General features: G+C 70.0%; 19 protein-coding genes. 7 read left to right on the top strand and 12 right to left on the bottom strand.

Features of this window, described 5'->3' with window-relative positions:
- Positions 1-31: 31 nt before the first annotated feature.
- Positions 32-661, bottom strand: coding sequence for a Crp/Fnr family transcriptional regulator (locus K4S16_RS13480; RefSeq protein ID WP_149259236.1), 630 nt, complete (start codon positions 659-661; stop codon positions 32-34).
- Between the two features lie 65 nt (positions 662-726).
- On the opposite strand from K4S16_RS13480, the gene K4S16_RS13475 reads away from it, so the two are divergent.
- The 6 genes from K4S16_RS13475 (at position 727) to K4S16_RS13450 (ending at position 4,087) form a co-directional block, all read left to right on the top strand.
- Complete coding sequence (locus K4S16_RS13475) at positions 727-1,593, top strand: TIGR03619 family F420-dependent LLM class oxidoreductase (protein WP_149259235.1); 867 nt, start codon at positions 727-729, stop codon at positions 1,591-1,593.
- A gap of 23 nt (positions 1,594-1,616) precedes the next feature.
- Positions 1,617-2,054: a nuclear transport factor 2 family protein gene (locus K4S16_RS13470; RefSeq protein WP_235036773.1), complete on the top strand. Its 438-nt coding sequence runs from the start codon at positions 1,617-1,619 to the stop codon at positions 2,052-2,054.
- Between the two features lie 101 nt (positions 2,055-2,155).
- Positions 2,156-2,500 (top strand): helix-turn-helix transcriptional regulator, encoded by a 345-nt coding sequence (locus K4S16_RS13465; RefSeq protein WP_149259234.1) that lies wholly within the window; start codon positions 2,156-2,158, stop codon positions 2,498-2,500.
- Complete coding sequence (locus K4S16_RS13460) at positions 2,497-2,994, top strand: SRPBCC family protein (RefSeq protein WP_149259233.1); 498 nt, start codon at positions 2,497-2,499, stop codon at positions 2,992-2,994. Before K4S16_RS13465 ends, K4S16_RS13460 begins: the two co-directional genes overlap by 4 nt.
- The gene (locus K4S16_RS13455; RefSeq protein WP_149259232.1) at positions 2,991-3,413 is read left to right on the top strand and encodes a VOC family protein; all 423 of its coding nucleotides are present in this window, start codon (positions 2,991-2,993) and stop codon (positions 3,411-3,413) included. The genes K4S16_RS13460 and K4S16_RS13455 overlap by 4 nt, the downstream gene beginning before the upstream one ends.
- A 116-nt stretch (positions 3,414-3,529) precedes the next feature.
- On the top strand, positions 3,530-4,087 hold the full coding sequence (locus K4S16_RS13450) for a GNAT family N-acetyltransferase (protein WP_149259570.1): 558 nt from the start codon (positions 3,530-3,532) through the stop codon (positions 4,085-4,087).
- Between the two features lie 5 nt (positions 4,088-4,092).
- Here K4S16_RS13450 and K4S16_RS13445 read toward each other — a convergent pair whose 3' ends face one another.
- The 5 genes from K4S16_RS13445 to K4S16_RS13425 all read right to left on the bottom strand — a co-directional run bounded on the left by K4S16_RS13445 (position 4,093) and on the right by K4S16_RS13425 (position 11,947).
- The gene (locus K4S16_RS13445; protein ID WP_160160900.1) at positions 4,093-5,679 is read right to left on the bottom strand and encodes an MFS transporter; all 1,587 of its coding nucleotides are present in this window, start codon (positions 5,677-5,679) and stop codon (positions 4,093-4,095) included.
- 168 nt (positions 5,680-5,847) lie between these two features.
- Positions 5,848-7,329 (bottom strand): hypothetical protein, encoded by a 1,482-nt coding sequence (locus K4S16_RS13440; protein ID WP_149259230.1) that lies wholly within the window; start codon positions 7,327-7,329, stop codon positions 5,848-5,850.
- A gap of 104 nt (positions 7,330-7,433) precedes the next feature.
- Positions 7,434-9,071 carry a glutaredoxin domain-containing protein gene (locus tag K4S16_RS13435; RefSeq protein WP_149259229.1) on the bottom strand — a complete coding sequence of 546 codons (1,638 nt, stop codon included), beginning with the start codon at positions 9,069-9,071 and terminating at the stop codon, positions 7,434-7,436.
- A 147-nt stretch (positions 9,072-9,218) separates the two neighbouring features.
- Complete coding sequence (locus K4S16_RS13430; RefSeq protein ID WP_235036772.1) at positions 9,219-10,640, bottom strand: NAD(P)/FAD-dependent oxidoreductase; 1,422 nt, start codon at positions 10,638-10,640, stop codon at positions 9,219-9,221.
- A gap of 71 nt (positions 10,641-10,711) precedes the next feature.
- On the bottom strand, positions 10,712-11,947 hold the full coding sequence (locus K4S16_RS13425; RefSeq protein ID WP_149259228.1) for an FAD-dependent monooxygenase: 1,236 nt from the start codon (positions 11,945-11,947) through the stop codon (positions 10,712-10,714).
- A gap of 182 nt (positions 11,948-12,129) precedes the next feature.
- Between K4S16_RS13425 and K4S16_RS13420 the strand changes: the two genes are divergently transcribed.
- Complete coding sequence (locus K4S16_RS13420) at positions 12,130-12,528, top strand: VOC family protein (RefSeq protein ID WP_160160899.1); 399 nt, start codon at positions 12,130-12,132, stop codon at positions 12,526-12,528.
- Between the two features lie 60 nt (positions 12,529-12,588).
- On the opposite strand, the gene K4S16_RS13415 is transcribed toward K4S16_RS13420, so the two are convergent.
- The 6 genes from K4S16_RS13415 to K4S16_RS13390 form a co-directional block, all read right to left on the bottom strand.
- Complete coding sequence (locus K4S16_RS13415; RefSeq protein ID WP_149259226.1) at positions 12,589-13,998, bottom strand: vanadium-dependent haloperoxidase; 1,410 nt, start codon at positions 13,996-13,998, stop codon at positions 12,589-12,591.
- Between the two features lie 66 nt (positions 13,999-14,064).
- Positions 14,065-15,696, bottom strand: coding sequence for an NAD(P)/FAD-dependent oxidoreductase (locus K4S16_RS13410; RefSeq protein WP_149259225.1), 1,632 nt, complete (start codon positions 15,694-15,696; stop codon positions 14,065-14,067).
- Positions 15,697-15,811: 115 nt separating this feature from the next.
- Positions 15,812-16,447, bottom strand: a complete 636-nt coding sequence (phzG, locus tag K4S16_RS13405) for a phenazine biosynthesis FMN-dependent oxidase PhzG (protein ID WP_149259224.1) — start codon at positions 16,445-16,447, stop codon at positions 15,812-15,814.
- 18 nt (positions 16,448-16,465) lie between these two features.
- A complete protein-coding gene (locus tag K4S16_RS13400; RefSeq protein ID WP_149259223.1) occupies positions 16,466-17,332 on the bottom strand; it encodes a PhzF family phenazine biosynthesis protein in 867 nt (288 codons plus the stop codon).
- On the bottom strand, positions 17,329-19,242 hold the full coding sequence (locus K4S16_RS13395; protein ID WP_149259222.1) for a chorismate-binding protein: 1,914 nt from the start codon (positions 19,240-19,242) through the stop codon (positions 17,329-17,331). The genes K4S16_RS13400 and K4S16_RS13395 overlap by 4 nt, the downstream gene beginning before the upstream one ends.
- On the bottom strand, positions 19,239-19,862 hold the full coding sequence (locus K4S16_RS13390; RefSeq protein ID WP_149259221.1) for an isochorismatase family protein: 624 nt from the start codon (positions 19,860-19,862) through the stop codon (positions 19,239-19,241). Before K4S16_RS13390 ends, K4S16_RS13395 begins: the two co-directional genes overlap by 4 nt.
- Positions 19,863-19,881: the final 19 nt, after the last annotated feature.

Below are 19,881 nucleotides of genomic sequence, written 5' to 3'. Positions count from 1 at the left end.
GGAGCCGAAGCGCCGGAAGAACTGTCGGAATTCAGACAGAACCGCGGCCCGATGCGGCCAGCTCGCGGAGGCGGGGCAGATCGGTGATGACGGTGCGGCCGCGCTCGGTGGAGACGACGCCGAGGTCGCGCAGCCGCGCCAGCTCGGCCGCGACGACGCTGCGGGAGAGTCCGACCGCCTGGCCGATCTCCAGTTGGCCGAGCCCCACACCGGGCGGCCCGTCCCCGGCCGGCACGGCGAGGCGCAGGAGGGCCCGCATGACACGGGGACCGGCGGACAGGGCCGCCGTCTCCGCGCGCCAAGCCTCCCCCTCGCGCAGGCGCCGCATCGCACGCCGCAGCATCTCCTCCTCCGCCCCGGCCGAGCGCAGCAGGGAACGGAAGCGGTCCGCGGGCAGGACGCGCGTGACGCACGGATCCATCGCGACGGCCGTCGCGGAGCGGTCGTCGCCGCCGAGCACGGCGATCTCCCCGAGGATCTCGCCCGGCCCCCGGACGGCGAGCAGGAGCACCTCGCCGTCCGGAAGGGTCAGCAGCGCCTTGATCCGGCCCCGCGTCAGGAGCAGGACGTGCGTCGCGGGGTCGCCCTGGCGGAGCAGGACGTCGCCCGCGGCGAACCGCCGCTCCGCGCCGGCCGCGACGAGCGACTCCCAGATGCCCACCGTCCCATGATGCTCCCCGCCGGCGCCCCTGGCACCGAAGTGGAACACGTTCTAGTATTTCGGCCATGAGGTTCACCTACGCCGAGGCCATGACCGATCCGTCGTACTACCTGCCGCTGGCCAGGGCCGCCGAGGCGGCCGGGTACACGAGCATGTCGGTCGCCGACTCGCTGGTGTATCCGAAGGAGTCGGACTCGGTGTACCCGTACACCCCCGACGGCGACCGGGGGTTCCTGGAGGACAAGCCGTTCATCGAGACGTTCACGCTGATCGCGGCCATGGGGGCGGTGACCGAACGGCTGAGGTTCACGCCGTTCGTCCTCAAGCTGCCGGTACGTCCGCCCGTGCTGGTGGCGAAGCAGGCGACCTCGGTCGCGTGCCTGACCGGCGGGCGGCTCGGCCTCGGCGTCGGGCTCAGCCCGTGGCGGGAGGACTTCGAGGTCATGGGCGTCCCGTGGGAGCGGCGGGGCAGGCGCATGGACGAGGCCATCGACATCGTGCGGGGGCTGAGCGGCGGCGAGTACTTCGAGTACCACGGCGAGCACTTCGACGTCCCGGCGCTCAAGATCTGCCCGGCGCAGCCGTTCCCCATCCTGGTCGGCGGGCACAGCGAGGCCGCGCTGCGCCGCGCCGTGGTGCGCGGGGACGGCTGGATGCACGCCGGCGGCGACGACCTCGACGACCTGCTCGCCAGGCTGGGCCGCATCCGCGAGGCGGAGGGCAAGGCCGGCGACCCCTTCGAGGTGCACGTCATCTCGATGGACGCCTACACGCCCGACGGGGTGAAGCGGCTGGAGGACAAGGGCGTCACCGACGTGATCGTCGGCTTCCGGATGCCCTACGCCAAGGGCCCCGACACCGAGCCGCTGGACAAGAAGATCGAGCACCTCGAACGGTTCGCCGAGGCCGTCATCGCGAAGACGGCCTCCTGACCCCGAAACGAGAACACGTTACAGTGGACACCATCAGCTGGGACGCCCCCGACGCGGACCACCCGGCCCGCCGCGCCGCCCGCGCCTCCATGACCGCCGTCGCCGAGGGCCGCAAGGCCGACTGGCTGGCCCTCTTCGCCCCGGACGCCCTCATCGAGGACCCGGTCGGCCCGTCCTTCCTCGACCCGGCGGGCGCCGGCCACCGGGGCCCGGACGGCATCGACAACTTCTGGAACTCCTTCATCTCCACGATCGCCGGCTTCCGCTTCCGCGTCGCCGACTCGTTCGCCAACGGCCCCTGCTGCGCCAACGTCGCGACGATCACGACCACGACGCCGGACGGCGCCACGATGACCATCGACTGCGTCCTCGTCTACACGGTGGACGACGCGGGCAAGATCACCTCCCTGCGCGCCCACTGGGAGCCCGACCGCGCCATGGCCACCCTCACCACCTCCTGACATGCGATGACGCCGGGCCGGCGCGCGGGCCCGGCCGCTTGACAGGCCGTACTGTCCCCCGATACAAAACCAACTGGTTATAGAACCGGAAGGTTTGATCAGTGGACACCAGCACCCTGGACGCGACGTTCGCCGCGCTCGCCGACCCGACGAGGCGGGCCATCCTGGCCCGGCTGACCCGGGGCGAGGCGTCGGTGGGCGAGCTGGCCGCGCCGTTCGACATGAGCCAGCCCGCCGTGTCCAAGCACCTGCGCGTGCTGGAACGCGCCGGCCTCGTCTCGCGCGGCCGGGACGCGCAGCGGCGGCCGTGCCGGCTCGAGGCCCGCCCGCTCCGGGACGCCCTGGCCTGGCTCGCGGACTTCCGCGAGTACTGGGAGGAGAGCTACCAGCGGCTCGACGACCTGCTCGCAAGGCTCGGGGAGCAAGACGAGCAGGACGACCCGTGACGACCTGGCCGCCTCGCGGCGCGGGCCTCGTCGTCAGCGCGCCGTCCGACACCGAGATCCTTCTCAGCCGGACGTTCGACGCGCCCCGGCACCGGGTGTTCGACGCGTTCACGCGGCCCGACCTGCTGAAGCAGTGGCACGGCGCCCGCGGCTGGCGGCTCGTCGTCTGCGAGGTCGACCTGCGTCCCGGCGGCGCCTGGCGCTTCGTCTCCCACGGTCCAGGCGGCGCCGAGATGGGCTACGGCGGCGTCTTCTTCGAGGTGGACGCACCGGCGAGGCTGGTGCAGAGCGAAATCCACGACGGCTGGGAGGCCGGCGAGGCCCTGGTCACCACCGCCTTCGACGAGCGGGACGACCGCACCGCCGTGAACATCACCGTCCGGTACCCCACGCGCGAGACACGCGACAGTGTGCTCCGCGGCCCCATGCGACGCGGCGCGGGCGAGTCCTACGACCGGCTCGACGCCCTGCTATCGAAAGGACGCCACCCATGACCGAGTCCCAGCCCGCCGGCAACCCGGTGCTGCCCGTACGCCCGGGGATGCTCCTGCTCGAACTCGTCCCAGTGCCCGTCAGGGACATAGACCGCGCCAAGGACTTCTACACCGGCCTCGGCTTCAACGCCGACGTCGACGTGCGGCCCTCGGACGGCGTCCGTTACGTCCAGCTCACCCCACCCGGCTCGGCCTGCTCGATCGCACTTACGGAGGGCCTGCCCGGCATGGACATGCCGGTCGGTTCGCAGCGCGGGCTGCACCTGGTCGTCAGCGACATCGAGCAGGCCAGGTCCGACTTCATCGAGCGCGGCGCGGACGTCGCCCCCGTCGAGGACATGGGCGGCGTCTTCTACGCCTACTTCGCCGACCCGGACGGCAACACCTGGACCCTCCAGCACATGCCCTGGCGCGACTGAGCGGAACGTCCCGACCGGACCGGTCCTTCGAGGGCGCCGAACGGCGGGCCGGCGGAAGGCGCCTCCCGTGAGAAGATCCACCGCAGTTCGTACCGGTTCTGACCGTGGAGGCGATGATGTACGCGGTGCCCCTTGGCGATGGCGCGGAGTTGCGGCCGCTCGAACCATGGCAGGCCGGAGAGTTCCTGGACCACATCGACCGGGGACGGGAGTTCATCGGCCGGCACGTCGGGCTCCCGGACCGCGTCACGGACCTGGAGTCCAGCCGTTCGCACCTGCAGGCGTACGCCGACAAGGCCGCAGCCGACAAGGGACGGATCTACGGCATATGGGCAGGCGGCAGGTTGGTGGGCGGCGTCCTCTTCGTGACGATGGACGTCGGGCAGGGCACCGCAGAGGCCGGCTGCTGGCTGGAGCCGTCCGCCGCGGGCAAGGGCCTCGTGACCAGGGCGGTGCGCGTCATCATCGACTGGGCCGTCGAAGAGCGGGGCATCCACCGGGTGGAATGGCTGGTCTCGTCCGCCAACCGGGCCAGCATCGCCGTGGCCGAGCGGCTCGGGATGACAAAGGAGGGCACGCTCCGCGAAAGTTACCTCTATCGCGGGAAGCGGCAGGACATGGAGGTCTGGTCGGTGCTCGCCCCAGAGTGGCGAGCGAGCAGGCAGGCGTCCTAGGTTCCTCAGTCCGCGGCGGGGGTCCTGGCGGGAGCGGGGACCGGTCCGGGCGCCCCGCCGGCCGTGATCTGCTCAAGTCGCCTGTGCCGTGTCTCCGGGCCGAAAAGGGCGAGCACGACGACCGCCAGCAGCATGGGGACCGCGCCGACGGCGGCGGTCATCCGGATGGACGGCGCGGCGAACGCCACGACCGCCAAGGCCAGGATCAGGACCCCGCCGGCCTTGACCGATCCCGCGGACAGCCCGCTGCCGCGGGATCGGATGGAGGTCGGGTACACCTCGGCCGTGTACGCCGCCAGCACGGCGTTCATGATGCCGATCCCCCACACCGGCACCACGAGGAACACGTAGAGCAAGGTGCGGTTGGCCGTGATCTCCTCGCCCAGCAGCACGAAGGCGCCGAGTGCGGCGCCGATGAAGGCGGAGACCACCAGGGCGGTCTTCTTGCTGGACCACCAGTGGTAGGCCATGGCGACCGGCACGGTGAACGGGAGCCCCATGATCGCGGCGTTGCGCATCAGGCTGCTCGCGTCGACCGTGGAGAGACCGAGCCGTTCCAGGTTGGACGGCATCCACTGCTGGAACCCGTACTGGGTGCCGCCGACGCTCAGCGCGAGGAGGAGAACGCCCGCCGTCAGACCGAAGAACTGTCTCGAGAACAGGTCTCCGAATCCGCGGTGCTGCTCCGTGCCCACGGAGACTTCCCCCGGCCTCTCGACGGGAACGGCGCCGTAACGCCGCATGACCGCGCGTGCCTCGTCGTCCCGGCCCTGCTGGAGAAGGAATCGCGGAGACTCGGGAATCCAGTGGTTGAGGACTATCAGCACCGCGCCCGTGGGCAGGCCCACGAGCCACAACATCCGCCAGCCGAAATTCTCCGGTGCCGCCAGGGTCGACGCCAGCCAACTCACGGCGACGTAGGCGGTGGCGACGTTGCTGCCGATCAGAAGCATCATCCAACCCCGGTGCCGCCTCGGCACCGTCTCGGCCAACAGCGAGAAGACGACGGGGATCATTCCCCCGGCTCCGAGACCCATGATGAAACAGCAGACCAGGTTCATCCAGTACTCGGGCATCGCACCGCACATCGAGCTCCCGATGAACAGCATCGCCGCGAGCAGAATGGAGGCGCGCCGCCCGATGCGGTCACCCAGCCAGCCCCAGAGAAAAGAGCCGACCATGGTGCCGAAGATGCCCGACAGCGGGTAGAGCCCGATGGGCAGCGCGTCGGCCGCCGGGTGCTGCGGCCCGCGCAGCCCGTATTCCGCCTCCGCGCCGACCACGACGAAGCCGAACGAGGCCGGCTTCATACCGTCGATGACGACCGCGAACGCCAGGACGGCCAACAAGGCGAGATGCGAAGGTCTGACCTTGGCGTCGTCGAGAGGTCCGATGCTGATGTTGCTCAACTCGGGCCTGGCCGGCCGCGACCGCGGGAACAGGCTGTATGTGGTGAGGCCCAGGCCGATGAACACCAGGACCATGCCGACCCACATGCCCCTGGTCATCGCCATCCCGGCGATGTGGTAGTCCATGTCGCGCGCCATGAAGTACATCGGCATCTGCATGACGGTGCCGACGGTGGTCAGCACGAAACCGACCCAGAACGCCGAGGCGTGCTGGTACGAAGCCCCGGTGTGGCGTTTTCGAGGCGATCCGCCCTGGCGGATGAGGGCCATCACCCCCTGAAGTCCATCCCTGAGTTCGCGCAGGATGCGCATGACGGGCTTCCCCTTCAGTCGAATTCGTTCGGCTGATCACTAGGCCCACTGTTCGCGGAGACCCTGACGGATGAGGGTCCGGAAGCGGGCCGCGCAGAAGCGGTAGGCGTCGAGCGGCTGCCCGGCCGGGTCCGGCACGTCGGCCTCCGAGTCGAGGCACACGGTGCGGTCGGCGGCGGACGGAGCGAGCTCCACCACCAGGTCCCGCTGGGCGCGGGTCATGCAGTAGATCATCTTGGTCGCGGCGCACATGGCCGGGGTCAGCTGCCGCGACCGGTGGTCGAGGGGCGGGTCGATGCCCAGCTCGGCAAGAGCCGTCGCGGCCTCCGGGGCCAGCGGCGCCCCGGGCGAGCGCACCGAGACGCCCGCACTGCCGATCCACCGGCCCGGCGTGCCGCCGTTCGCGGCGAGCTCGGCGCGGGCGATCGCCGCGGCCATCGGCGACCGGCTGGTGTTGCCGCCGCAGACGAACATGATCCCGTCGAGCACGGCCGCCCGCCGCGTCCGCCTCCGGGCGAGGAGGACCCGGACCGATTCCCAGCTCAGGATGAAGGCGGCGGCGACCACCATCACCGCGGTCACGTACTGGGCGGAACTGGGCAGCGGCGAGTCGAAGACGCCGTGCAGGACGAGAGAGGCGGCGATGCCAGCCAGCATGCTGGCGCAGACGTGGACCGGCGTGCCGAAGGAGAACTCCCGCCGGTTGATGAATATCAGGCTGGTCATGATGAACAGCCCCTCGTAGCAGACGCCGATCAGCAGCGCCGGGAACACCGCCGGGGTGGTGAGAAACGACGTGAAGCCGACGCGCAGGTCGTGCATCCACGAGCCCTGACCGATCAGCGCCGGTACGCCGACCATCAGCAGGAGCACGAAGGGCGCCGTCATGTGCTCCTCGATGAAGTACCTGCGATCGCGCAACGGATCGCCGGTCTTCGCGTGCGCGCTCATCAGGCGGAACCGGTTGTGGTAGCCCATCGCGTAGCAGCCGAGGCACAGCAGGGCGGCGGCCGTGAGGGTGTAGTTGGCGGCGTCGGCCAGCGCGATGACCGCCGACAGCAGGCACAGCACCAGGGCCGCGGCCGAGTACCAGTGAATCTTGTGCCGCCGTATCAGGTCCACGGCCGGGGCGTTGACGAGGGTGCTGATGCGCATGAGCACGAGCATGAAGACGATGGAAGCGCCGGGAAACGTGAAGCTGAGCGTCGTCGTGCCGATGATGAGGGCCATCCAGAACGCCGACCATGCGGTGTGCCGGGAGGGAAAGGGGATCGAGCGTCCCGCGATCTCGCGCCGTCCCGAATACTTCAGCCAGCCCCCGAGGTACACGAAGACGGGCATGGCCAGTACCTGGCCCAGCACCGCCGCCGGAAGCAGCACGAGACCGCCCACGGGTTCGTCGGCACCCGGCAGCAGACCACCTGAAAGGCCCTTGGCCAGGGCACTGTACGGCGTGTACCACAAGAAGTACCCGATGCCGAGCCCGAGCATTCCGAGCCCGAGAACTCCCCGTCTGCTCACGAGATCTCCTCCGGTTCTCTCCACTGCGTGGGGCGGGCGCGACCGGCGGCGCGTGGTCCGGATGGTCTCCCGGCGGCCGGCGGCCCACCTGGTCGGGACGAGGGTCAGCGGTGCGCCGGCCGGCCGTCGGCGGGGTAGCGGACCGCCAGCAGATCGGCGTCGAGGCCGTTGCCCGCGAGGAACGTCCCGACCTCGGGTTCGATGTCCGGCCGCACCACGGCGACGAAGCGCTGCACGAGCGACGCGACGGCGCAGCAGACGATGAGTTCGGTGATGGCCCGCTCGTCGTACATTTCGACGAGCGGCTCGACGAACCGCCGCGGAGTGACCAGCGGGCTCTGGGCGGACAGCCACGCCAGGCGCAGCGCGCTCTGCTCCTTGGCGTCGAACGGCTCCATCGACTCCGGGTCGCCGATCGCCGCCCGGTAGGCGTGCCGCGCCCGCGCCGCGGCGCGCTCGGGGTCCTCGGCGACATGGGCCGCCATGAAGCCCTCGACCGCCGCGAGGTAGGTGTGGCCGCGGGAGGCCGCGGCCACCCTGGCCATGAGGTGCTTCAGCTCTCCAGCGATCACTGCGTCGCCGTCGCCGTTCATCAGGGTCGCGTACATGTAGGCGTGAAGCGACCTGGTCCGGTCCGGCCAGGCCGCGATCCAGGCGGGCATCAGCCCGAGATGCCGCGTGGTGAACTCCGTGACGTCGCCGACCTCCGACGCGTACCGGGCGAGCATCTCCTCGGCCGCCGGCCCGCCCTCGGGCACGCCGTGCGCCAGGTTGTCGGGGTTCTCGTCCTCGGCGGCGTGCCGCCCGCCGTCGATCCCCTTGGACTTCGCCACCTGCGCCCAGTCGCCCTCGATGGCGAGACCACTGAGGTCGTTGAAGACGTTGAAGAACCCCATCGAGGCGCCGATCTGGGTGACGGCCTCCAGCGCCTCGTCGGGGTCCACCGCTTTCGTGCGCCCCTGGTCCGCGGTCCTGCGGACCGCCTCGACGGCCTTGTCCGTTACGGCGTTCCTGGTCGCCTGCGCAGCGAGGTCCACGACCGCCACCTCGAAGGGACCGAACGGGTTGCCGGGACCGGCGTCGCCCCGGCGCGCGGCCTTCAGGGCGTCGACGTCGACGTCGAGGCCCTTGAACATCGTGATGCTGTGCGTCATGCAGTACGTGCAGCCCTGTGCCGCGGACGAGCCGTAGCCGATGATCGAGACCACGGGCGTGCCGACGGTCGCGGCGGCCTTCTGCAGCGAGGCGATGTTCTGGCAGTACACGAACAGCTTGTAGGCGGTCGGCCAGCGGTACAGGTAGGCCAGCGTGTTCGGCCAGAAACCGAAGATCCGTTGGTAGAAGCGCAGGATGGGCCAGGATTCCGGATCGGAGTCGTGGGTCCCGTCGGTCCGGGACAGATGGTCGACGAGTGGGACGTCCTGCGCGCCCCTGGCCAGATCCTCGTCGGTCACCGAGTCGAGCGGCAGCGCGCCCCGCGCGGACTCGACGACCTCGCGGAGCCGGCCCGCTTCGGCGAGCGCCTTCAGATCGTCCTGCCCGTCGATCCACTGCCCGCCGACGAAGACCTGCGGCAGCGTGGGGCGTCCCGAGAAGTACGCGGCCGAGTCGGCGAGCCGGGTCGCGGTCGCCGTGTCCAGCTCCTCGTAGGGGATTCCGGCCGTGTCGAGCACGCGTTTGGAGTTCTTGCAGAGTACACAGTCCGGCTTGGTGAAGATCTGGACCGCCGGTGTCTCGGTCATCGGAGCTCCGCTGGGAAGTGATTCGGCTGAGGGTCGAAGAAGGCTGAGGTCGAAGAAGACGGCGCGCTTCCCGGGCGATCGCCCGGGAAGCGCGCCGTTCGCTGTAGGGCCGGAGAGATGGAGAGGGCGGTCAGGACCCGGGAAGCCCTAGACGGCTTCCGGCTTCCTGGAGTCCGCGTACATCAGGGTCAGCTTCGGCTCGATGGCCAGGTAGAGCCCGGCCAGCGAACGGCCGGGGTCGTCGGGCGGCTGGAGCATGTTGACGTTGTGGTTGGCCAGCGGGTTGCCGGCCTCGGCGTCGGGCCCGACGAGCTCCTTGGCGACGGCGTCGTACGCGCGCTCCTGGTCCATGGCATCGGCCAGGTCCTCGACGCCGGCCGTGATGTGCAGGAACGCCTCGTGCAGCTTGAGGTTGCTCTTCTCCCGCCGGCTCAGCCGCTGTGCGTTGAAGAAGTGCTCGTCGCGGCCGCGGTAGGCCTCGTAGAACACCGAGACCAGGACGAGGAGGCGCTCGTACGCCGTCCTGTACGCCTGCGTGTAGAAGCTCGTCGCGTCCGCCTCGTCCACCCCGTCGCGCAGGATCGAGGACAGCGTGGCGGCGGACAGCAGCGCGCTGTACATCGCCAGGTGGACGCCGGTGGAGAGCAACGGGTCGAGGAAGCAGGCCGCGTCGCCGGCGACCAGGTACCCGGGGCCCGCGAACCGGTCGGTGACGTAGGAGTAGTCCGTCTCCGCCTTCACCTCGCTGCTGAGTTCGGCGCCCTCCACCAGGTTGGAGATCAGCGGGCTCTCCGCGATGTGGCCGCGGTAGATCTGCGCGATGTCCGACTGCTTCGCCTGCTGCTCCCGCAGGTGCTCCTTGGTGATGACCGCGCCCACGCTGACCGTCCCGTCGTGCAGCGGGATCTGCCACAGCCAGCCGTGCGGGATGGAGCACACGCCGATGCCGCCCTCAGGTCCGTACCCGAAGGGCTTGGTGTTCTTCCAGTACCCCCACAGGGCGACGTTCTTGAACACCTCGTGGTGGCGGCGGCTGTGGTGGTGCTTGGTGGCCAGGAGCCCCGCCCGGCCCGAGGCGTCCAGGACGTAGTCGAAGGCGACGACCCCGCTGGTCGCCTCCTCGCCCTCGCCGCCGGCGCGTTCCCACGTCGCGCTCACCGCGCGTTCGCCCTCGAAGCCGATCTGGCGGACCGTCACGCCCTCGTGGACCTCCACGCCCTCGCTGCGGGCGTGCTCCAGGAGCAGCTGGTCGAAGTCGGCCCGGCGGACCTGCCAGCTGTACTCGGTGCCGAAGAGCTCGCTGAACCGGAGCTCCCAGTTCTCCTCGCCCCAGGCGTAGTAGGCGCCGCCCTTCCGTTTGAACCCGTGCGCCTCGACCTTCTCCCGGGCCCCGGTCAGGTCCAGGATCGGCAGGCACGAGGGCAGCAGCGACTCGCCGATGTGGTACCGCGGGAAGTGGTCCTTCTCGAGCAGCATCACCGAGAATCCCTGGCGGGCCAGCAGTGTCGCGGCGGTGGACCCTGCCGGCCCGCCACCGATGACGAGGATCTGGACGGATGTGCGCATCATGTCGATGCTCCTCTTCGTGTTCCGTGTCGTCTTCGTGTTCCGTGGCGTGTGGTCGTGGTGGACGGGGATGGCTAGGGCTGCGGCCGGGCGGCATGCCCGGTGCCGGTCTCGACGGCGTCGCGGTAGCTGCCGGTCACCTCCTGCAGCACGGCGGCCTTCGTCGCGTCGTCCGCATCGGCGCGGGCCGCCAGGTCGCGCTCGGCGGAGTCCATGTCCCGGTTGGCCTGGACGATCGCGGTGGTGGCCGGGCGGCGGACGCTCTCGTAGCGGCGCAGTGCGGCGGCGACCTCGTCGTCCCGGGCGAGTTCCGCGGCCAGGGCGACGCCGTCGAGCACGGCCTGCGACGCGCCGTTGGCGCCGATCGGGTACATCAGGTGAGCGGCGTCGCCGAGAAGGGTGACGCGGCCGGTCCCCCACTCGTCGAGCGGGTCGCGGTCGACCATGGGGTACTGGAGGATCCGGCCGCTGCGGGTGAGCACGTCCGGGACGCTCAGCCAGCCGAAGTCCCAGGACGAGAAGTGCGGCAGCACGTCCTTCAGCCGCCCGGAGCCGTCGGCGTCGCCGGACGCGTCCGCCGCGGCCGAGGAGACCAGGCATACCCAGTTGAGGAGGACCTTGCCCTGCCGGGCATGACGTGCCGAGCACGGATAGGCGACCAAGCGGGCCCCGGCCTCGTCATTGGCCAGGATCATGGTGCGCCCGTCGAGGAACTCGTCGAGTTCGGTCAGGCCGCGCCACATGTGGATACCGGCCGCGGAGACCGCGGTGCGATCGGGGTGGAGCCGGGACAGGACCGCGGAGTCCATCCCGTCGGCGCCGATGAGCGCCGTGCCGTGGATCGTGGACCGGCGGCCCGCCCGGTCACGGACGTGCACGCGGACGCCCCCGGCGTCCTGCGCGAAGCCGGTCACCCGGGCCCCTGCGCGCACCGCGTCCGGACCGAGCCGGTCGCGCACCGCGGTCAGCAGCATCATCTGCAGCTCCCCGCGGTGCAGCGAGTACTGCGGGCTCGGATGGCCGGCGGCGACGCCTCGCGGCTCGGTCCACAGCAGGGTGCCCGCGCGGTCGAGGTAGCGGTGCTCGCGGGTGGCTATGCCGATCTCCGCCAGAGCGTCCCCGAACCCCAGCGAGGTCAGTTCGGCGATGGCGGCGGGCTGGATGTTGATCCCCACTCCAAGCGGGCGGATCTCGGGGACGGCCTCCAGCACGGTCGCCTCGAGCCCGTGGGCGTGCAGGGCCAGCGCGGCGGTCAGCCCGCCGATCCCGGCACCGGCGATCACTATCCGAGCGTTTTCAAGGGTAGACATGATGCCTCTTGCGCTCCCTGTCCGCACCTATTTCGACACTCCATGAATATCGCGCGGCAAGCACACGTCCAATATCCATGAATGGGGCCGGAATTTTCTTGACATGAAGGGCTGCGATGGTTTTCGTAAAACTGTGGGCAGATCGTCGGCAGCCGAGTCCGGCGCACGTCGAAGGGAAACAGATGATCACTCATCCCCGGCTTTCGGTGCTCTACGTAACGGACCAGAAGAGCACCCTGGAATTCCTGACCGAAACGCTCGGCTTCGAACTGGCGGCGGACGTTCCCTACGGTGACGGCCGGCGGTGGGTCGAGGTCAGGCCACCGGGAGCGCAGACCCACGTGGCGCTCGCCGCCGTCGAGCCGGCCGTCCTGGCGGCACTGCGCGAACGGACCGGGCGGATGACCCACGGCTGGTTCGACTGCGACGACCTCGACGCCACCTGCGCCGACCTGCGCGCACGGGGTGTCGACATCACCGTGGCACCGCAAGCCGCGTCGTGGCGGGAAGGCGCCCGGTGGGCGCAGATCCGGGGACACGACGGCAATCTCTACGGACTGACCGAGCGAGACCTTCGGTAGCCGACCCCGCCCCGGGCCCGGGCGGCCGGGCCCGGGGCCCCGGGGCGGAGCCGGACCCCGCTACGGCTCCAGGTGCTCCTGCATGAACTCGTAGGCCCGCGTACCGATCTGCGTGGCGAACTCGGACACGTTGCTGATCGCCGAGCGGAAGTGCACGCCGCCCCAGTGCCTGCTCATGCCGCAGTCCGCGGAGAGGTCCGTCCACGTGTCCCAGCTCAGGGTCATGTCCTCGACGGGCGTGATCCCAGGCTCGACCACCGACGACCCGGCCTTCACGTGGATCTCGGAATTGATCTCGTCGCCGCCGAGCAGCAGCCGCGCCGCCTGGGTGTAGGCGCCGCAGAGCGAGGTGGAGACCGAGGGGTACTCCGGATGGTCGGGGGTGGTCAGGTAGCTCTGCCACTCGTTGCCGGTGATGTCGTGGACGGTGCCCTTGCCCGGCCCGCCCCAGGCGGTCACGGGCTTGTCGCCGTAGAGGTAGCGGATGGCGCTGAAAGGCCGCACCGAGTGGTAGAGGGCCTTGTAGTGCCAGTCCACGATGGCGGCGTCGAAGATGGCGACCTCGACGGTGGCGAGGTACTGGACGAACTCGCCGATCTCCATCGGCTTGGTCCTCAGCGCGGTCGTTCCCGCGATGACCCCGAGGGTGAAGAACTTGTCGTTGAACAGTTCGGCCAGGACCTTCTGCCGGTCGGTGAGCCCCGCCGACGCGGCCAGGACCTCGTCGGCCTGCTTACGGTACGCCTCGATGTTGCGCACGTCGCTGTTGACCGGCGGCTCGAGCTTGAACTTGGACGGGTCCGAGAAGGTGAACGGCGTGGCCAGGCGCATCTGCGGGGTCACCGCGTGCTGGACCGTGAAGACGCCGTTGCCGTAGGGGTTGACGTTGGGCTGCCAGTGCGACGGGTCGTGCAGCTCGAACGCCGTGTTGACCGGCTGGAAGCCGGTGTAGTCCCGGTAGGGCTGCGGGTGGTACTTGCGGCCCTCGTAGCCCAGCCGGTTCATGCCGTCGTCCGCGCGGGCCTCGATCATTCCCCGGGCGGCGAGGTTGCCGATGCCGGCCGGCGTCTCCTTGTCCTCGGAGTCGTCGTCGGGGTTCAGCCCGACCGACTCCATCATCTTGCGCCAGTCGTCCCTGCCATGGGGAAGGCGGTCGTTGAGGATGCGGTAGGACGCGTAGAGGACCGCGACGTTCTTGTTCCGGTTGTTGCACTCGCTCTTCGGACGGTGGCCGAGGTCGGAGTAGATGCCCTTGGCCGGGTAGTAGTAGGGCGCGACCGCATCGAACCAGGTGACCTCCAGCGCCATGGTGAAGTCGGCGACCAGCGAGGCGTCGCTGCCCGATTCGGAGACACCGAGGCGGGACTCGGCCTGGAGCGCCGGGAAGATCACTTCGACGGCCGCGTTCCCTCGTTCGAAGTCGAACGGCCCCGTGTCGGGCCGGAAGTGACGATCTGAGTAATCAGCCACGGGTCAATCTCCTCTTCGATTCTGTTTTGCCGTATGCCTGCCAGCCGAGTGGGGCCGGATTCTCCGTCATGCCATCTGCCGGTCCTGCGATTCCGCGGGAGCATCGAGGACGAAGCCTTCGTAACCGGCGCCCATCACCTCCTCCAGCTTCTTGCGATAGGCCGCGAGCCCCGCGACGTAGAATTGCAGCCTCTTCTTCTTGCCGGGGATGTTGCCGCCGTTGATGAACGAATCGACCTTCGAGAAAAGGCTGTGCTCGGCGATCTGGTCGCAGGTCGTGGTCCACGTCCGCTCGGCGTCCTCGGTGGCTTCGATCCACGACTTGCCGTCGTCCAGCGCCGTCTTGATCAGGCCTGCGAACCAGTCGACCTGGGTCTCGATCCCCGGCGGCAGGTTGCTGAAGACGGTGCACGGGCCGAAGACCATGAACATGTTCGGGAACCGGTGGCATGACATGCCCAGGTAGCTGCCGGAGCCGTCCTTCCAGTGCTCCTGGATGGTCACGCCGCCGCGGCCGCGGATGTCCATCTGGCGGTAGGTGCCGTCGAACGCGTCGAAGCCGGTCGCGAAGACCAGGACGTCGAGCTCGTGCTCGACCCCGTCCTCGGTGAGCACGCCGTTGGGCGTGATCTCCCTGATCGGGGTCTCCTTGAGGCTGACCAGGGAGACGTTGTCCTGGTTGAAGACCTCGTAGTAGTCCTCGTTGCTGACCGGACGCCTGGCGTAGTAGCCGCTCGGCATGAGCTTGCGCGCGGTCTCCGGATCCTTGACGATCTCCTTGATCTTCGAGCGGATGAACTCGCCCGCGGCCTCGTTGGCCGCCGGGTCGCGAGCGATGTCGGAGAACGTCTCCAGCATGAAGCGGAACGCGTTGCCCTTGTCCCAGGCCGCCTGGAAGATGCGCCGGCGCTCCTCCTCGGAGACGCTCATCGCGGCCACCTGGCTCTCCCGGAACCCGCCTCCGACATAGGAGGTCCAGACCTCCGCCCAGACGTCCTGGTGGTTGGCCCGGTACTCGGCCTTCTCCTCCTCGGTGAACGGCCGGTTGCCGTTCGGGACGCAGTACTGCGCCGTCCGCTGGAAGACCGTCAGCCGGTCGACCGTCTTCGCGGCCGCGCAGATGAACTGCGTGCCGGTCGAGCCGGTGCCGACGACGCCGACGCGCTTGCCCTCGATCGAGAGGTCCGCGGGCCAGGCCGCGGTGTGGACGAGACGCCCGCGGAAGCTGTCGCGGCCCTTGATGTCGGGCACGTAAACCGCCGACAGCGGACCGAGGGCGGTGACGACGAAGCGCGCGGTGTGGCTCTCGCCCTCACCGGTGGTGACGGTCCAGGTCCCCTGGACCTCGTCGAACACCATGGAGTCGATGCTCGTGTCGAGCTGGATGTGCTCGCGCAGGCCGAACTTGTCGACCACCGACTCGAGATAGGCCTGCATGTCGGCCTGGTCGATGTAGCGGTTGTCGCCCACCGGCTCCGCGATCGTGTCCTTGTCGAACGAGAACCGGTAGACGAGGCCCTCGCTGTCGGACTTGGCGCCCGGATAGCGGTTCCACCACCAGGTGCCGCCGATGCCGGCCGCCCGATCGAACGCCCGGACGTCGAGGCCGAGCTCGTTGCGGAGCTTGTGGAGCGCGTAGATGCCTCCCATCCCGGCACCGATGACGATCGCGTCGAATTCGGGGGGTCTGTCCACCATGGGGAACTCCTCTTATGTCCCAGACTGATTCGGGCATGAAGCGCGAACGGCACCGCGATCACACGGATCGCGGTGCCGTTCGGGGCGATGTGAAACGGACCGGGCGGGAGCCCGGCTAGGGCTGCAGCCTGACGGTCTGCCAGCCCGTTGGAGACGTGTCGTAGCGCAGCCTCCGGTGCAGCCTTCCGGAGGCGGCGGACCAGAACTCGACGCTCGCCGGCTCCAGCCGGTAGCCGGCGAACCGGTCCGGCCGGGGCAGCGGACCGCCACGCTCCGACAGGCGTTCGGCCTCAGCGCGGAGCGCAGGGACGTCGTCGAGGGGTTCGCTCTGCCGGGACGCCGTCGTCATCGCGTGCAGCGGCGCCGGCCTGGCCGCCCAGAGCCGGTCCGCCTCGGCCGCCTCCAGCAGCACCACCGGCCCCGACACGATCAACTGCCGGGCGAGCTCGCGCCAGTACAGCAGCCCGGAGGCCCAGCCGGTCTGCGCGATCTCCCGGCCCTTCCGGCTGGTGCTGTGGCTGGTGAACACCAGACCCTGATGGGTGACCTCCGTGATCGACACGATCCGGTTCGAGGCGCGGCCCCGGCCGTCGGCCGTGGCGAGCGCGAGAGCCAGCGGTTCGCGCACCCCCTCGGCGACCGCCGCCGAGATCCAGCCCCGCGCCAGGGCCATCGGCTCGTCCGGCGGATCGGCGTACTCCGGAAAGGACTCGTCGAGTACACCGGTCAGGCTTTCGTACTTCGCGCTCACTGCTGCCTCCGCTGCCGCTCAGGCGTAGATCAATCCACGCGCCACGGGGACGCCCGAACCGGCCACCCGCACCGTCGCGATGCGGCCGTCGGCGAGATCCGCGCGGCCGCGCATCAGCGACGGCCGCCCCATCTCGACGCCCTGCTGGATGCCGATCCACTGCCCGAAGCCGATGCGGCCGTGACGGGCGAGATGGATGGCGAGGGGCCCCGCCGCGGAGCCCGTGGCCGCGTCCTCGGTCACCCCGTAGGCGGGCGAGAACATGCGGATCCGCCAGGTCGTGCCGGCCCCGGCGAAACAGTTGGTCGCCATGTCGGGGAACGCGGCCAGGGCACGGTGGTCGGGATCGACCCGCGACAGCGCGGCCATGCTCTCCAGCCCGACGAACACGTGCCGGGGCCCGTTGGAGTAGATCTCCACCGGAAGCTCCGACGCGGGGAGGCCCAGCGCCGCCAGCAGCTCGTCCGCGCGGTCGAACTCCCGCCAGGTCGGCACCGGCTGGACCATCTGGGCGGCGACGACCGTCCCGTCGGCGCGTTCCAGCTCGAAGGGGATCACTCCCATCGCCGTCTCCAGCCGGAGCCGGTCCCCCTCGACCGACTCGCCGAGCGCGACGGCCGTGCCGAGCAGCGGATGCCCGGCGAACGGCAGTTCGTTGACCGGGGTGAAGATGCGGATGCGCGCGTCGCCGCCCTGCTCCGGCGGGAGGACGAACGTGACCTCCGACAGGTTCATCTCCTTGGCGATGCGCTGCATGCGCTCCGCGGGGATGTCCTCCGCGTGGAAGAAGACGGCGACCGGATTGCCCTGCAGCGGCGTGTCCGTGAACGCGTCGATCACCGTGTACGGGTGCGTCCCGTCCGGCCCCGCCTGTCGCGGCCTCATCCGGCCAGCGCCGTTCTGATCACCGAACCGAGGATGCGCGGCCCGTTCTGGGTGAGCACGGACTCGGCATGGAACTGGAGGGAGGCGAAACGGGGACCCCGCAGCGCGTGCACGTCGCCCGTGTCCGGATCGCGGCAGATCTCCACCGCGCCCACACCGTCGATATCGATACCGTCCCGCGCCGACCGGGCCGCGAACGTGTTGTAGAACCCCACCGTCTCCCGGCGGCCGAACAGGTCGATCTCCATCTGCACCCCCTGGTTGGGCGTCTCCCGGCGCCGCACGCCGAGTCCGAGCCGCTCGCAGAGGACCTGGTGGCTCAGGCAGACGGCGAGAAAGGGACGGCGCTCCGCCAGCAGGGCGTCCGCGGCCGACGACAACCGGGCGAGCTTGCGGAGGCCGGGGTCCGCGGGATCGCCGGGGCCCGGTCCCAGCACGACGAAGTCGTAGGCCCCGAACGGCGGGATCTCGTCGTGGCGGCGCACGGTCACCCGCATGTCCAGGCTGCGCAGCTGGTGTTCGAGCATCGAGGTGAAGGTGTCCTCGGCGTCCACGATCAGCGTCCGGCACCCCGCCAGCTCCGGGAAGGGCGACGCCGACTCGGCGCCGGCGCCCAGCCAGTAGCCGGCGATCGTCGCGTTGCGCTGCGCCAGCGCGTCCCGTACCCGGGGGTGGGACCCCAGCCTGGACGGGGCTTCGGCCCTCAGCGCGGTGAGCATCCCGGCCACCTTGGCCCGGGTTTCGGCGACCTCCGAGGCCGGATCGGAATGGCGGACGAGCGTGTTGCCCACACCGATGCGCACCTGGCCGCCGCTGTCGATGTCGGCGGTGCGGATGAGGATGGCCGAGTCGAGGGACTGGCGACCCGACGCGTCGCGGCCGATGCAGGCGACGACCCCGCTGTAGTAGCCGCGGCCCGCCGGCTCGTGCCGGCTGATGACGCGGCAGGCGTTCTCCAGGGGACTGCCGGTGACGGTCGGGGCGAACATGGTCTGCCTCAGGATGTCCCGGACATCTCGCCCGCTCCTCCCCTCGATGAAGTACTCGGTGTGCGCCAGCCGCGCCATCTCCTTGAGCCGCGGGCCCACCACCCGGACGCCCGGTTCGCAGATCCGCGTCATCATCTTGAGTTCCTCGTCCAGGACCATGTAGAGCTCCTCGGACTCCTTCCGGTCCGCCAGGAAGTCCATGACGTCGGGCAACGAGGGGCCGGACGCCGGATAGCGGTAGGTGCCGCTGATGGGGTTCATGGTGGCCACGCCGCCGTTCAACGTGACGTGCCGCTCCGGCGTGGCGCCCACGAACGTCCGGTCGCCGGTGTGGACGACGAAGGTCCAGTACGTCCCCGACTCGACCTCGAGGAGCCGTCGGAAGACCGCCAGGGCGCTGTGCGGCGTGTAGTCGGGGATGCCGGTGATGTAGGACCGTTTGATGACGAAGTTCGCACCCTCCCCCTCGCCGATCGCCTCCTTGATCACTCGGCGGACGTTCTCGGCATAGGCGTCGTCCGTCACGTCGAAGTGCCCGTCGGGGACGGCGATGGGCGGATCGGGGATCCGGGCGATCGCCTCGGCGAGCGGCACCGTCGCGTGTCCGGTCACACTGATCGTGATCAGCGGAGCGCCGTCGTCCGCGCACGCGAAGCCTCGTTCGCGGATCTGGCGGTAAGGAATGATCGCCAGCACCTCGGGGCGGCCCGCCGGGCCCTGCGGGACACCGCCGGAGTCCGGAAGCGGGATGTCCGCCAGCGCCTCCACGTGCGAGACGTCTCCCACGAGGACGTCGAGTGATCCGGGCCCGCTCGTCTCCGGGCGGTGCAGCAGCGCGAAGGCGGGAGGGCTGGGCGCCAGGACGGCATCGAGCAGGTCGCCGCCGGAGCCCGACCGCCCGGCACCGCCCGGCCCGGTCACAAGAACACTTCCTTCGCGCTCACCACCGCCGCGCAGGACTCGGCCGCGTACTCCAGGGCCATGCGGTGGTGGGCGGCGCTGAAATCAGCGACGGCGTCGCCGACCACGAACGTCTGGATGTCATTGCTGTAGGCCTCGACGGCGGTGATCAGAACCCCGAGGTGGGCGTACACCCCGCAGATGATCAGCTGGTCGCGCCCGCTGCGCCGGATGCGCTCCAGGAGGTCACAGCCGAAGAACGCGCTGTAACGCCGCTTGAAGAACATCCAGTCGCCGGCTTCGGGGGACAGCTCGTCGGCCACCAGGCGGTCGTCGGGCGTGCTGCTCATCCCCGGGCCCCAGAAGTCCCTGAGCAGCCCGCGCTCCTCTTCGCTCATGTCGCCGGGCTGAGCCGAGTAGGCGACCTGGACGCCGAGGGCGACGGCGCGCTCACGCACCGAGGCGATGTTCCGGACGAGCTCGTCCCGTGTCGGGGCGGGCAGGGGCCTGATGAAGAAACGCTGCATGTCGTGAATGAGCAGGACGGCGCGAGAAGGGTCCGGCGTCCAGTCGGCGATGTTGTTCGGCAGGTCGCCCACACCGGGGATCGGGTAGGTCTCGATGGCGGGGATGCCGGGCATGAGCGCCCTCCTCTCGATC

The organism is Actinomadura sp. K4S16 (assembly GCF_008327685.1).
Lineage (GTDB): Bacteria > Actinomycetota > Actinomycetes > Streptosporangiales > Streptosporangiaceae > Spirillospora.
This window is presented reverse-complemented; position numbering and strand designations above follow the sequence as displayed.